This window comes from Streptomyces sp. NPDC008125 (assembly GCF_042957125.1).
GTDB lineage: Bacteria > Actinomycetota > Actinomycetes > Streptomycetales > Streptomycetaceae > Streptomyces.
In genome coordinates, this window is record NZ_JBIBHR010000036.1 from 1 (window position 1) to 12,020 (window position 12,020).

At 69.9% G+C, this 12,020-nt stretch carries 13 protein-coding genes; 9 read left to right on the forward strand and 4 right to left on the reverse strand.

Annotated features, from left to right (window positions below; genetic code table 11):
• Both ACFZAX_RS34020 and ACFZAX_RS34025 read left to right on the forward strand, forming a co-directional pair.
• Positions 1–342, forward strand: a 342-nt coding sequence (locus ACFZAX_RS34020) for an RHS repeat-associated core domain-containing protein (protein WP_390966622.1), incomplete at its 5' end; no start/stop codon positions are given.
• Between the two features lie 25 nt (positions 343–367).
• Positions 368–541, forward strand: coding sequence for a hypothetical protein (locus ACFZAX_RS34025; RefSeq protein WP_390966624.1), 174 nt, complete (start codon positions 368–370; stop codon positions 539–541).
• A 616-nt stretch (positions 542–1,157) separates the two neighbouring features.
• On the opposite strand, the gene ACFZAX_RS34030 is transcribed toward ACFZAX_RS34025, so the two are convergent.
• On the reverse strand, positions 1,158–1,592 hold the full coding sequence (locus tag ACFZAX_RS34030; RefSeq protein ID WP_390966626.1) for a hypothetical protein: 435 nt from the start codon (positions 1,590–1,592) through the stop codon (positions 1,158–1,160).
• Positions 1,593–2,106: 514 nt separating this feature from the next.
• Between ACFZAX_RS34030 and ACFZAX_RS34035 the strand changes: the two genes are divergently transcribed.
• Together ACFZAX_RS34035 and ACFZAX_RS34040 are read left to right on the forward strand one after the other, a co-directional pair.
• Positions 2,107–3,306 (forward strand): hypothetical protein, encoded by a 1,200-nt coding sequence (locus tag ACFZAX_RS34035; protein ID WP_390966691.1) that lies wholly within the window; start codon positions 2,107–2,109, stop codon positions 3,304–3,306.
• 465 nt (positions 3,307–3,771) lie between these two features.
• Positions 3,772–4,275, forward strand: a complete 504-nt coding sequence (locus ACFZAX_RS34040) for a flavin reductase (RefSeq protein WP_390966627.1) — start codon at positions 3,772–3,774, stop codon at positions 4,273–4,275.
• Positions 4,276–4,355: 80 nt separating this feature from the next.
• Here ACFZAX_RS34040 and ACFZAX_RS34045 read toward each other — a convergent pair whose 3' ends face one another.
• Positions 4,356–5,273, reverse strand: a complete 918-nt coding sequence (locus ACFZAX_RS34045; protein WP_390966629.1) for an MBL fold metallo-hydrolase — start codon at positions 5,271–5,273, stop codon at positions 4,356–4,358.
• Positions 5,274–5,440: 167 nt separating this feature from the next.
• Between ACFZAX_RS34045 and ACFZAX_RS34050 the strand changes: the two genes are divergently transcribed.
• A complete protein-coding gene (locus tag ACFZAX_RS34050) occupies positions 5,441–6,073 on the forward strand; it encodes a response regulator (protein WP_390966693.1) in 633 nt (210 codons plus the stop codon).
• On the opposite strand, the gene ACFZAX_RS34055 is transcribed toward ACFZAX_RS34050, so the two are convergent.
• Positions 5,979–7,175: a histidine kinase gene (locus ACFZAX_RS34055; RefSeq protein WP_390966631.1), complete on the reverse strand. Its 1,197-nt coding sequence runs from the start codon at positions 7,173–7,175 to the stop codon at positions 5,979–5,981. The two genes, ACFZAX_RS34050 and ACFZAX_RS34055, sit on opposite strands and share 95 nt — an antisense overlap.
• A 259-nt stretch (positions 7,176–7,434) precedes the next feature.
• Here ACFZAX_RS34055 and ACFZAX_RS34060 point away from each other — a divergent pair, with 259 nt between their 5' ends.
• Positions 7,435–8,241 (forward strand): BTAD domain-containing putative transcriptional regulator, encoded by an 807-nt coding sequence (locus ACFZAX_RS34060; protein ID WP_390966633.1) that lies wholly within the window; start codon positions 7,435–7,437, stop codon positions 8,239–8,241.
• Positions 8,242–8,358: 117 nt separating this feature from the next.
• Here the strand turns inward: ACFZAX_RS34060 and ACFZAX_RS34065 are convergent, their stop codons facing one another.
• Entirely contained in the window at positions 8,359–8,946 is a 588-nt protein-coding gene (locus tag ACFZAX_RS34065) for an NAD(P)H-dependent oxidoreductase (protein ID WP_390966635.1), read from the reverse strand.
• 261 nt (positions 8,947–9,207) lie between these two features.
• On the opposite strand from ACFZAX_RS34065, the gene ACFZAX_RS34070 reads away from it, so the two are divergent.
• The 3 genes from ACFZAX_RS34070 (at position 9,208) to ACFZAX_RS34080 (ending at position 11,906) form a co-directional block, all read left to right on the forward strand.
• Positions 9,208–10,341, forward strand: a complete 1,134-nt coding sequence (locus ACFZAX_RS34070) for an acyl-CoA dehydrogenase family protein (protein ID WP_390966637.1) — start codon at positions 9,208–9,210, stop codon at positions 10,339–10,341.
• A gap of 76 nt (positions 10,342–10,417) precedes the next feature.
• Positions 10,418–10,840: a nuclear transport factor 2 family protein gene (locus ACFZAX_RS34075; protein WP_390966639.1), complete on the forward strand. Its 423-nt coding sequence runs from the start codon at positions 10,418–10,420 to the stop codon at positions 10,838–10,840.
• A gap of 1 nt (position 10,841) precedes the next feature.
• A complete protein-coding gene (locus ACFZAX_RS34080; RefSeq protein WP_390966640.1) occupies positions 10,842–11,906 on the forward strand; it encodes an LLM class flavin-dependent oxidoreductase in 1,065 nt (354 codons plus the stop codon).
• Positions 11,907–12,020 lie beyond the last annotated feature (114 nt).

Here is a 12,020-nt window from a genome sequence, read left to right on the forward strand (position 1 = left end):
GGCGCCTACACCGACCCCACCGGCCTCTACAAAATGGGCGCCCGCTACTACGACCCCACCCTCGGCCGCTTCACCCAACCCGACCCCTCCGGCCAGGAAGCCAACACCTACCTCTACGCCGCGGGTGACCCCATCAACCGCACCGATCCCGGGGGGCTCGACAACTCACCGCTTGAGTACGTGAACTTCGCGCTCGGTGCTGTGGGTGCTGTGGCGGGCATCGTCGGTCTTGTTGCTGCCTCCCCCGTGATCGTCGGTGTAGCAGCAGGAGTGGGCGCGGCTATCGGCATCGCTCTGGTGGTGGAAGGCGCTGCCTGCCTCATTCCATCAGCAAATTGCTGAATCTCCCGTAGAGGATGTACACATCATGCAGACACTGGCATATGCGCTGATCGCAGGGAGCGGGGGCGCCATGGCGATCTTCCTGATCCTTTCCCTGAAGCATGAGACGGGGAGCGACAGGCAGACAAAGTACAGAGCAGCAGGAGTGGCTGCAGCGGTACTCCTGCTGGCAAGTCTGGTCTTCAGCCTGCTGGTCTAGCTGAGGTTCCTGAGACCCTGACCGTAATGAGCCGCCCCCTACGGCCCGGCTCTGGCGCGTGAACAAGGCACCGACTCACGTGATGAGCCGGTGCCTTGTTGGCTTTGTTCACGACTTCCCGGTGACGTGAAAAGAGCCAGACCCCGCAGGGCAGTCCGGACCGGGACCCGCAGGAGCGCCGGCCGTGGTCCCCGGCGCAGGGACCGCCGCCCGGCACCGGCCCGGTGCGGACCATCCGGCGTTGTCCGGCACCCGCGTGCGCGCTCGACGCCCCGCGCCGCATCGGTGCGCGCACCGTCGCCTGACCCCTTGTCCGGCTCTCGGGGGGCGCACGTCGTTTCTGGACCAGTCCCGCCATCCCCCCGTTTCCCCGGCCAGGCACGGTCCTGGCCTTCGGTCAGGACGCGGACAAGGGGATGTGTGCTACAGCATCCGCTCGCCCGGGCGCCCCGTCCGGTGCGGTGCGGCGCGACCGGGGTGTGCACCCGGTGCGCGCCACTCGACCATGGTGCGCACCAGGTGCGGGTGGTGCGGTGCGGGGGTGCGCGCGAAGCGCATCACGGTGGTGCGCCGGGGATGCGCGCCGGACCGCACCACCGCCGTTTTGGAGGTGCGGCTACGCGGTGGACGGGTGCGCCTCCATCGCCTGCTTGAATGCGGCGGCCTCCAGCTGGCGCAGGACGTAGGCGACGTTGCCGTGGTCTTCGGTGAGGATGTTCTCGGTGAACCGGGTGATGAGGTTGGCGGCGCCCGGCGCACCGGCCAGGCACTCCTTTTCGGCGAGGAGTTCCAGCAGCAGGCGCCCGAGCGTGGCGGACAGGAAGGAGTGCGCGCACGGTTCCCCGTCGTGGTCGTCCACGGCGGTGATGGGGATGAAGACGCGCGCGGCGACGTCCAGGAGCATCCGGAGCAGCTCCGGGCCCGTGGCGTCGGCGACCGCGCAGGCGGTGTCGATGTCGCCGGACTGCATCGCCAGGATGTAGTCGAAGGCGTCGACGACGTCTTCCGGCTCCATCGGGGCGAGCTGCGCGGTGACGGTGTTTTCGGGCATGGATGGCTCCTCATGTTCGGGCCGCCCCGCTGATCGCGGCGGCCTTGGAAGGAGCCTCCGTCGGCTGCCCTGTGGACAGCGGCCGGCCGTCGGCAGGGGGAGAGCTCTCCCCCCTTGGTTGATCACGATGCGGTCACGATGGAGGGGTTTCCCGAGGTCGGTGTCACACGGACCCCGAATTCGGCACCGATAGAAGGTGAATGGCGAGATAGGTCTCGCCCCGCCTTCCAGGAGCATCCTGTGTCCGCAGACGACCCCGAGCAGTACCCTGACCAGCCCGACCTGGCCCCCTCCGTGGACCCCTCCATCACCCCCTCCGCGCCCCGCACCCAGCGACCGGGCGTTTTTTGCAGGTCAGACCCGGCGGACAGGGGGTCGACGCAGCGCCGACAACCCTTATGTAGATGTAGCGAGGAAGCCCAAGCACCGGAGGACTTCGACCGAGCCTCGACGCCGGGAGCTCCTGCAAGCACTCGGGATCTTCCAGAGGGCTACGCCCGACCAACTGTGGAAGCTGACCCGGCCCGGCAACCGGCACGACAAGCTCGTACGGGACAACCTCCTGGATCTGGAGGACCACCACCTGCTGAGGATCGAGTCGGTGCAGGAGGACCAGCGCCAGGTGTGGGTGCTGACGACGCGCGGACACGGCGAGGCCAAGCAGCTGCTGGAGCCGAAGGGCATACGCGTCTCGGCGCTGCGCAAGCAGGAGTACGCCCCGGACACCGGGGAACTGCTCGGCACCGGCTACGACGACCACGCCGCGGCGGTCACCTCGACGGCCGCCGAACTCCACCGCGCCGGGATCGGCCACCGGCTCGGCTTCCAGACCGAGATCGGGCACCGGCTCGGGAACAGCTTCGTGCAGCGGGCCGACCTGGTGGTGCGGGCGCCGGAGGCCGGGGTGCCGGTGCTCCTGGTGGAGGTCGACCGCCGCACCGAGGACGCGCACGAGCTGGTGGCCAAGCTGCGCCGGTACTGGGAGTGGGGCCGGCTGCTGCCGAAGGACGCGGCCAAGAACAAGGTCGACCTGGTCCGCTCGCGGCCGGACGCGATCGAGCACGTCGACCACGACAAGCGGCTGTGGCGCAGGTTCTACCCGCCGACCGGCCGGGAGGGCCTGGTGCCCCTCGCGTTCGTCTTCGCCGACACCACCGAGGCGAAGGTCGCCAACACCGTGAAGGTCCTCGAGGAGGACGGCCGCGCCTGCTGGGCGCCGCGCCGGTACGACTCCCTCTACGAGAAGGCCATCACCGCGCGCGACTACACCAAGACGGTGCCCGTCGTCGTCACCACCCTGGAGCAGCTCCAGGAGCACGGCGCCGGCGCGGCGGTCTGGAGGCGACTGGGACGCGAGCATGAGCAGACGCTGACGGACGCGCTCGACAACCCCGACGGCCACGCCCTCCGCCGCGCCCAGGAGGCCCGCGCCAGCGCGGAGGACAAACAGCGCCGTGCCGCTGAGCGGGAGGCGCAGCGCCCGGCGTGCACGCGGTGCGGGTGGAAGTTCACCGACGAGCGCTGGGAGGAGAGCACCGTGAACCGGACCGCCGTACGGGCCGGGGACAAGTCCGTGTGCGGCCCGTGCCGCGCCGACGACATCGCCCGCCAGGAGGCCGCCACCGAAGCCGCCCGCCTCGCGGCCGCCGCGCCGGAGCCGGAGGACGACCCCGAGCTGGTCCGGGGCCGCGGCTGGTTCCGCCGACGAGCCTGACCGCACAAGCCCGCTGTGCGGTCGGCAGCCGCCAGGCCGGACAGCGGGACCGGCCTCGAAGTTACTGCACCACTGGGTGGGGCGGACGGGCCTATCCGGCGGCGACAGCCCACCGCAGGCCCTACACAGGCCGTATGAGACACAGCCGAGAAGAGACCGCACCCCGGGGGCCCCTCTTCACCACCCGAGAATCAGCGCGCGGCCGTCGCGGTGTCCAGTGTTTCCCCATGTGAGGAGACTTGAACACCTACCGCCACGCGACCTGAGATTTTATCTCAAGCTGAGCCGTTCCCAAGTGCTGGAGCCACGGCCGCGCGGCTACCCAGCGACACACGAAGCATGCCGGTTGATATGAGCCCCACATCGACCACAGGTCCAGCCGCCCTCCAGCGAACGGGACGAAAGTCTGAGGCTGGTCGGGGCCCGCCCGGCCGTCGGACGCGGTGCTGGTGAGGTGGCATGCCCATGGACGAGACAGGGTTCAGGTCGTTCTTCGGCTCGATCCCGTCCGCCGTCGCGGTGGTGACTGCGGTGGACGGGGACGGGGTACCGCAGGGTTTCACCTGCAACGCGCTCTGCGCGGTCTCCGCCGATCCACCGCTGTTGCTGGTGTGCGCGGACGAACGGTCGCGCACCCTGCCCGTGCTGCTGGCGGCCGGGGGGTTCGCCGTGCATCTACTGGCCGACGACGGCGAAGAGCTGGCGCGTGTCTTCGCGAGCCGGTCGGAGCGCAAGTTCGACGGTGTGGCGTGGTCGCCCTCCGAAGTCGCCGGTGGCGCACCGCTCATCGAGTACGGAGTCCTCGCCACCGCGGAGTGCACCCTTGCGCGCGCCTTGGAAGCAGGCGATCACTGTGTCCTGCTGGGACGGATGGAGCAGGTCCGGGTCCACCCGCGGCGGCCCGTGCTCTACCAGCGTGGGGTGTTCACCGCCTGGGACGGGGCGGCCGAACCGGCCGCACGGGCATGAACCCCGGGCGGCCTTCGGCGCAGGGCGGGAGGGGTGGCCGGGCTTCCGCGCCGAGCCCGGCGGACGGCCCGTCCGCTGGGTCAGGCGCGGCAGACCGGGCGTTCGCCGTGGAACTCCACCATGTCCGCGAAGAGCGCGTTCATGTCGACGGGGCTCCCCGGAGCCTCTCCCCGCGCCTCGGCACAGGCCCGGTGCAGATTGGGCACCAGGCGTTCGGCGTCGAGCCAGTCGGCGTACCGGCCGAGGTCCGTTTCGCGGGCGATCTGCACCGGGGTGAGCCCGGCGGCGAGACCGTCCCGGGCCAGCCGCTGGAGCAAGCGCAGGTAACCCTCTGTCTCGTCAAAGACCTCCGCACCGGCCACCGGACCGTGGCCGGTGACGACGGTGCGCGGATGGAGCGCGCGCAGGGTCTCCAGCGCCTCCAGGGAGCCGGCGACCGACCCCATGGGGCAGAACGGGGTGACCCCCGACATCACCAGATCGCCGGTGAACAGCACCCGTTGGTCCGGCAGCCAGACCACCGTGTCGTTGGCGGTGTGGGCCGGCCCCAGGTGCAACAACTCGACGCGGGTGGTGCCCAGGTGCAGGGTGAGCCGGTCGTGGAAGGTGAGTTCGGGCAGGCGCACCTCGAGATCGCCCCAGCAGACTTCCGGCCACAGGCCCGTGAGATGTGTGCCGGCCTGCGCCATCTCCGTCCGCACCCGTTCGTGCCCGACCACGACGGCCTCGGGGAAGACGAAGTTGCCGAAGGTGTGGTCGCCGTGGAAGTGGGTGTTGAACACGAAACGCGGCCCGCCTCCGATGACCGTCTCCACCGCCTCGCGCAGCGCCCGGGAACGGGATTCGGTTGCGGCGGTGTCCACCAGGGCGGACTGTCCGCCCGAGACGATCAGACCCGCGTTATTCAGGCACCAGCCCCCGTCGGGCTGGAGATAGGCGAGGACTCCCTCGCCGACCTCTTGGAGCAGAGGTTTCTTCCCTCGGTACCGCACGCGCATGTGGACCTCCTGGAGAGCATTTTCAATCTCACCCATAGTCAGCTGCGTGGGTGGAGGCCCGCTTGAGCAATAGGCACGCCGCTCTGGCTCTACAGGGTTCAACAAAAAATTAGTATGTGGTGGGTAGGCGAGTTCTCGGGGTACCGGTCTTTGGGGGATTGGTGGAGGTGTTACGCGTTTTACTGGCGGAGGACGAACATCTGATAAGGGCGGCGCTGGTCGCGCTGCTGGGCACCGAACCGGACATCCGGGTCGTGGCGGAGACAGGGCAGGGCGTGAACGTTCTGGCCCTCGTCAGGGAGCATCGCCCCGACGTCGCGGTCATCGACATCAACCTTCTCGACAGCGACGGTCTCGATGTCGCCGCCCAACTGCACGAACACTGTCCGAACTGCCGTACGTTGCTGCTGACCAGCCTGGACCGGCCGGGCACGGTACGGCGCGCCATGGACCTCGGTGTGTGGGGCTATCTGCTCAAGGGAGCCCCGCCGACGGAACTGGCCGAGGCGATCCGCAAGGTGGCCACAGGGCGCCGGGTGTTCGACCCGACGCTCGTCGTGGACGCCTGGCAGGCGCGGGCCAACCCGCTGACGCTCAGGGAGCTGGAGATCCTGCGGCTGGCGGCCGCGGGGTGGGAGACCCGTACCGTCGCCGAGCGCACCCAGCTGTCGATCGGAACGATCCGCAACTATCTGAGTAGCGCGGTCAGCAAGATAGGGGCGCGGAATCGTCTGGACGCGGTCCGTATCGCCCGGGAACTGGGATGGCTGTCCGAGATGTCTGAGGACACTTCACGGTGAGCCGGAACCAGCCGTCCACCGACCGCGTCGCCTCCACGCTGCCGCCCACGCTAGTGGCTCTGGCGGTGAGATTGCCCAGGCCGCTGCCGGACAGCGGGGAGGACTCCTTGGGTGGTCCCACTCCGTCGTTGTGGAGGGAGAGAGTGATGCCACCGTCCTGCCGCAGGATGCTTATCTCGCAGACGGAGGCGTCGCTGTGATGGAGGATGTTCGTCACGCCTTCCCGGAGCGCGGCCCCTAGTACTGTCGCCACCTCGCACTTGAGGGGCAGTTGTTCGGCCGTCGTGGTCCGCACGATGATTCCCGCGTGCCGTAACAGGAGTTGAGCGTTGGCCAGTTCATCGGCCAGGTCCAGGTCGCGGTAGCGGCGGGCCAGCTGACGGACATCGGTGAGGGTGTCCCGGGACAGCCGAACGATGTCTGCCAGCTCCGCCCGGGCCCGGTCGTCGTGCCGGCCCATCAGTCGCCCGGCCAGCTCGCCCTTGAGCGCCACGGTGGCCAGCTGCCCGGCGAGCAGGTCGTGCAGGTCGCGGGCGATCAGCAGCCGTTCCCTGGCCTCGGCACTGCGCGTGGCGGCCAGCACCGCCTGCCGCAACCGGGCCCCGCCCCTGGCGAGGTGGGGCAGCGGCGCCACGGCCAGCGCGCCCAGCAGGGTCACGGTGGCCGCGGCCAGCGCGTGCGGCGCCGAGTGCGTGTGCCACGAGGCATCGGCCGTCGTGACGGCCACGCCGACACTCAGCAGGAACACCCGGGCCGGCGACCCGCACAAGGGGAGCGCCGTGCCGATGAAGAGGCCGGTCATGCCCACCCAGCCGAGCCCGAAGTACGGCATCGGGCCGACGGCGAGCAGCGCCTGCGCACTCAACGAAAGGTATCTCCAGCGAGGCCGGACGGGCATGACGGCCAGGTTGATGTGCAGTACGTGTAACGCGGCCAGCGCGACGGTCACGACCACACAGCTCGTGATCGCTCCCGCCGCCGCGGCGGCGGGCAGGGTGAGGGTCAGATGGCGCACCGCCGCAACCGCCACCGCACAATGGACCGCAAGGGTGAGGCCCAGGGCGTATCGATCGACCGCGGTGTATCGGCGGCATCCACTCATGGAGACCATGCTCCTTCGGCATGCGACAGAAGACTGTCCGGACTGCCGCTCGGGACATGACGACACGTCCCGGTTCAAGCGCACCACCGCGCCGTGGTGCGCGGATGTGAGGAACTCACATGCCGGACCGGAGAATTTCAGGGGACTAGTGGTGCGGTACGCCCTGGGGATACGGATGGGGTGCATGACAGGCTGCGAAAGCAATTCACACGAGACACATCCGAGCACACCTCAGTTCACCATCCACTGGAGACACCAAGTGAACATCGGAGTTCTGGGTCCACTGTCCGTCGAACACAACCACACCTCCATCGTCCCCACGGCCGGTAAGCCCCGGCAAGTCCTGTCCCTGCTGGCGCTCCGAGCGGGACGAGCCGTCCCGGTCGCTTCGCTGATGGAGGAGATCTGGGGCGACACGGTGCCCCGCAGCGCCACCACCACACTCCAGACCTACATCCTCCAACTGCGGCGTCTCATCGCCGCAGCGATCCCCGCAGACGCCCAGCTGTCCTCCAAGGACGTCCTCGCCACCTCCTACGGTGGTTACCGGCTCACTCCCGTCGTCGGCAGCTACGACTGCGCCGACTTCCAGGACCTCGCGGCCCGCGGCCACCTCGCGCTGGAGGCGGGCGACGCGCGGACCGCCTCGGCCCTGCTCCGCCGTGCCCTGGAGCTGTGGCGTGGACCGGCCCTCGCGGACGTTCCGGTCGGCCCCGTGCTGGAACTCGAGGTGATCGGCATGGAGGAGACCCGGCTCCAGGTGCTCCAGGAGCGGATCGAGGCGGATCTGCGCCTGGGCGCCTTCACCCCGCTCATCGCGGAGCTGCGGATGCTCACCGCCCGCTACCCGCTCAACGAGAACCTGTGCGCCCAGCTGATGACCGCGTTCTACCGCTCGGGCAGTCCCTGGCGCGCGCTGGAGGCGTTCCGCCGCCTGCGCAGCAGGCTCAGCGACGAACTCGGCGTCGAGCCCACACCCCGGCTCCAGCGCCTGCACCGGGCGATCCTGAGCGGCGACCCGGATCTCGAAGGGCCGGAACACGGGGGCCAGGCGCTGGTCGGCTAGTCGCCGGGCGATCCGGGCGCGGAGGGACCGTCGTTGACCGGGCGGGCGTCGGCAGGGGATCGGTCTCGTGCGGGTGGCCGCGATCCGGGTCTGTGCGCCTTTCGTGGCCAGCCGGGCTCAGCCGGCATACGGCCGCTTGGCCCGGGCTTCTTTCAGGGACACGCCCCACCAGGCCAGTTGGTCGAGCAGTACGTTCGCGGCCTTGTTCACGGCCTCGAGGTCGCGCGGCTGCCCGTCCTCGCCGAACTGCTCCCAGTACTGGTGGAAGCTGACGGTCTCCCGGATGGTGACGGCGTGCAGCTCCGGAAAAACTTGACGCAGTTGCTCGACCGCGCGCTGGCCGCCGGCCAGGCCGCCGTACGACACGAAGCCCACGGGCTTGGCGTACCACTCCTCCTTCGCCGAGTCGATGGCCAGTTTCAAAGAGGCCGGATAGCCGTGGTTGTACTCGCAGGTGACGACGACGAACGCGTCGGCCCCCGCCAGCCGCTGCCGGAAGGATGGTGCGCCCTCCGGAGCGGTGCCCCCGGCGAAGTCCAGAGCGAGTTCCGCCGCGACGGCGGGTTCGGCGAGGTCGACGACGCTGACCTCCAGGTCGTCGCGGTGTTCCGCCTGCTCGGTTACCCAGCGGGCCACCGTGTCCCCGAAGCGGCCCGCTCGGACACTTCCGACGACCACTGTGACTCTGAGTCGGTCCGTACTCATTCTCAACCCCGCTGATCTTAAGAGTAGTTGGTAGCTGAAGGAATGAGTATGGGTGAAGGTGCTCGCGCCCGGCTCTGTCTCCGGCGATTTTCCGTCACCGAGGGGTCACCGGTTGATCGCGCCCCGTCGTGCGATCAAGCGGCGCTCCAGAGGATCCCGAATGCCACTCCAGCCCATTCGGCGAGGTTGAGGCACCGGTGTGCGGGACCGGGCCCGGCCGCCCTGGCCACGCGTAGCTCCCGCGGCAAGGAGGCAGCGTCCATGTCCGGCTCCGTACTTATCCCCACCGGCACGTTCCACGAGGTGCGGGAGGCTGCCGGGCTGGCGGCCCGCCACGCCACTGCCGCGGACCACACACGGCGGCTGCCGGACAAGGTGGTCGAGGCACTGGTCGCGGTTGGGTTCGCCCGGCACTTCGTACCGGTCCGCTGGGGCGGTCGGTCCGGAGGATTCGTGGAACTGCTGGACGCGGTGTCCGCGGTGGGCGAGGGCTGCACCTCGGCCGCCTGGATCGCCGCGGTCACTGCGGGCGCCGCGCGGATGGGCGTCTACCTTCCCGAGGAAGGACAGCGCGAGCTGTGGTCCGCCGGCGCCGACACAGTGATCGCGGGGGCGCTCAACCCCACCGGGCGCGCGCTGCCGGCCGACGGCGGCTGGCAGCTCACCGGGGAGTGGCCGCTGGTCAGCGGCGTGGACTTCGCCGACTGGACGCTGGTATGCGCTCTGGTGCCCCAAGGGGAGCGGCAGGTGGCCAGGTTCTTCGCCGTACCGCGTCGCGACTACCGGGTCGCGGACACCTGGTTCAACGTCGGCCTGCGGGCCACGGGCAGCAACACCCTCGTCGTGGACGGCGTGTTCGTCCCAGCGCACCGGTCCGTGGCGCGGGACGATATCTGGCAGGGCCGCGCCGTCGGCTCCGACGCGAGGTGCCACACCGCCAGGCTGCGCACGGTCAGCGGCACGCTCTTCGCCGCCCCCGCGCTCGGCGCGGCCCGCGCGGCCGCGCGGGCCTGGTCGGCGCGGATGAGCGGCAAGCCGGGCAACGGCCGGCCCGCGCCCCGGGACGACCCGTGGGTGCGCGGTGTGCTGGCCCGCTCCGAGGGCGAGATTGAGAGCGCGGCCCTGCTGCTGGACCGGGCGGCGCGGACGGGCGACGACGGTCCCGGCAGCGAGAGCGAACGAATCCGTGCACCGAGGGACTGCGCGCTGGCCGTGGACCAACTGGTCGACGCGGTGGAGCGGCTCTTCCGCACGGCAGGCTCCGGCGCACAGGCACAGGACGACCCGCTCCAGCGCGTATGGCGGGACGTGCACTGCGTGGCGAGTCATATCGCCCTGCGCTTTGAGACGGCGGGCGGCGCGTACGGCGGCCACCTGCTGGGGGCGGCTGGGTGATCCCACCGACTGCCCGGCCGGTCCCAGCCGCTCCACCGGCAACAGCCCCAACGGCCTTGAGAGAAAGGGCATATGAATGTACGCGACCGCCGAACTCTACGCGGAGATAACCCAGTTCTACGCCTGGCACATGGTTCTGATGGACGACCGGGAGCCGGACGCCTGGGCCGACGCCTACACCGAGGACGCGGTGTTCGAGGAGCCGGGGCGGACCGACGTGCTGCGCGGCCGGGAGGCCATCCGCGCCTCGATCACCAAACGAACGGCGGCACTCGCCGAGGCGGGCACCGTCATGCGGCACTGGGTGAACAACCTCGCCGTCACCCCGCTGCCGGACGGAACCCTGCGCACCCGGTACTACTCGCTGGCCATGCGCGCGCCCCTCGGCCAGCGGCCGGACATCTTCGCGCACGTCGTCTGCCGGGACGTACTCGTAAGAGAGGGCGACCGCTGGCTCGTACGCCATCGAAACATCGGAATCGACCCGCTGGAGCACTGACATGCGAATCGGAATCGTCTTCTTCCCGACCGTCGGTCCGGCCGACAAGCCGGCCGACCAGTATTTCGACGAATGCCTGCGACTCGTCCACCTGGCGGAAGAACTCGGCTATGACCACGTCAAGATAGTCGAGCACTACTTCTTCGCCTACGGCGGATACAGTCCGGACGCCACGACATTTCTCGCCGCAGCGGCGGGCCGCACCAGGCGGATCCGGCTGGGGACCAGCGCCACCATTCCGGCGTTCCAGCACCCGGTGAAACTGGCCGGAAAACTCGCCATGCTGGACAATATTTCCGCCGGGCGGCTCGACGCGGCGTTCGGCCGGGCCTTTCTGCCCGACGAGTTCGAGGCATTCGGCGTTCCGATCGACGAGAGCCGAAGGCGGTTCACCGAGAATGTGGCGGCCATTCAGAAACTGTGGTCGGAGGAGAATGTCGTGTGGGACGGGGAGTTTCACCGGTTCGGTCCGGTGACCCTGCTGCCGAGGCCGGTGCAGCAGCCGCATCCGCCTGTCTTCGTGACGACCGCGCAGAGTCTGGACTCCGTCGCCGAAGCCGCCAGGCGCGGCCACCATCTTCAGACGGTGCCGAACGCGATGTCCCGGGAGGGCCTCGAGGAGCGACTGTGTCTCTTCCGCGCCGAGTGGGCGGGCCGGGGCGCGCCGCAGATCCACCTCAGTTATCCGACGGTGGTGGACGAGGACGCCGAGCGGGCGCGGAAGGCGGGGCGGATGGACGACGAGCGCAACACGGCGTCGTTCCGGACCGCGGTCGACTCCTGGCGGAAGGTGTCGAGTTCCGCCTACCCCGGGTACGACAAACTGGCCGAGAAGCTGTCCCGGGGCTCCGACTTCGAGGCCAAGGTGGCCACGAACAAGCTGCTGGTCGGCACGCCGGACACGGTACGGGGCCAGCTGGAGACGATCGCCGAGTGGTACGGCGACGACATCACTCTCAGTCTCGGCGTCCACTCGGGGCACCTGTCCTTCGAGGACGCGGCCACGACCCTGCGCCTGCTGGCCGAGAAGGTTCTGCCGGAGCTTTCCGTGCCCCGGGCCGGCTGACCGGGGTGGGGGGGGGGCCGCGGCCCCCCGCCCCGGCCCCCCCCCCCCCCCCCGGCCCCCCGCCCCCCCCCCCCGGCGGGGGCCCACCAGCCCCGGGGGTGGGGGGGCGTGGGC

Excerpts from the sequence above, each read along its gene's own strand:
- ACFZAX_RS34065 (WP_390966635.1), bottom strand. The coding sequence starts at position 8,946 with ATGAGTACGGACCGACTCAGAGTCACAGTGGTCGTCGGAAGTGTCCGA.
- ACFZAX_RS34080 (WP_390966640.1), top strand. The coding sequence starts at position 10,842 with ATGCGAATCGGAATCGTCTTCTTCCCGACCGTCGGTCCGGCCGACAAG.
- ACFZAX_RS34040 (WP_390966627.1), top strand. The coding sequence starts at position 3,772 with ATGGACGAGACAGGGTTCAGGTCGTTCTTCGGCTCGATCCCGTCCGCC.
- ACFZAX_RS34045 (WP_390966629.1), bottom strand. The coding sequence starts at position 5,273 with ATGCGCGTGCGGTACCGAGGGAAGAAACCTCTGCTCCAAGAGGTCGGC.
- ACFZAX_RS34055 (WP_390966631.1), bottom strand. The coding sequence starts at position 7,175 with ATGAGTGGATGCCGCCGATACACCGCGGTCGATCGATACGCCCTGGGC.
- ACFZAX_RS34070 (WP_390966637.1), top strand. The coding sequence starts at position 9,208 with ATGTCCGGCTCCGTACTTATCCCCACCGGCACGTTCCACGAGGTGCGG.
- ACFZAX_RS34075 (WP_390966639.1), top strand. The coding sequence starts at position 10,418 with ATGTACGCGACCGCCGAACTCTACGCGGAGATAACCCAGTTCTACGCC.
- ACFZAX_RS34025 (WP_390966624.1), top strand. The coding sequence starts at position 368 with ATGCAGACACTGGCATATGCGCTGATCGCAGGGAGCGGGGGCGCCATG.
- ACFZAX_RS34030 (WP_390966626.1), bottom strand. The coding sequence starts at position 1,592 with ATGCCCGAAAACACCGTCACCGCGCAGCTCGCCCCGATGGAGCCGGAA.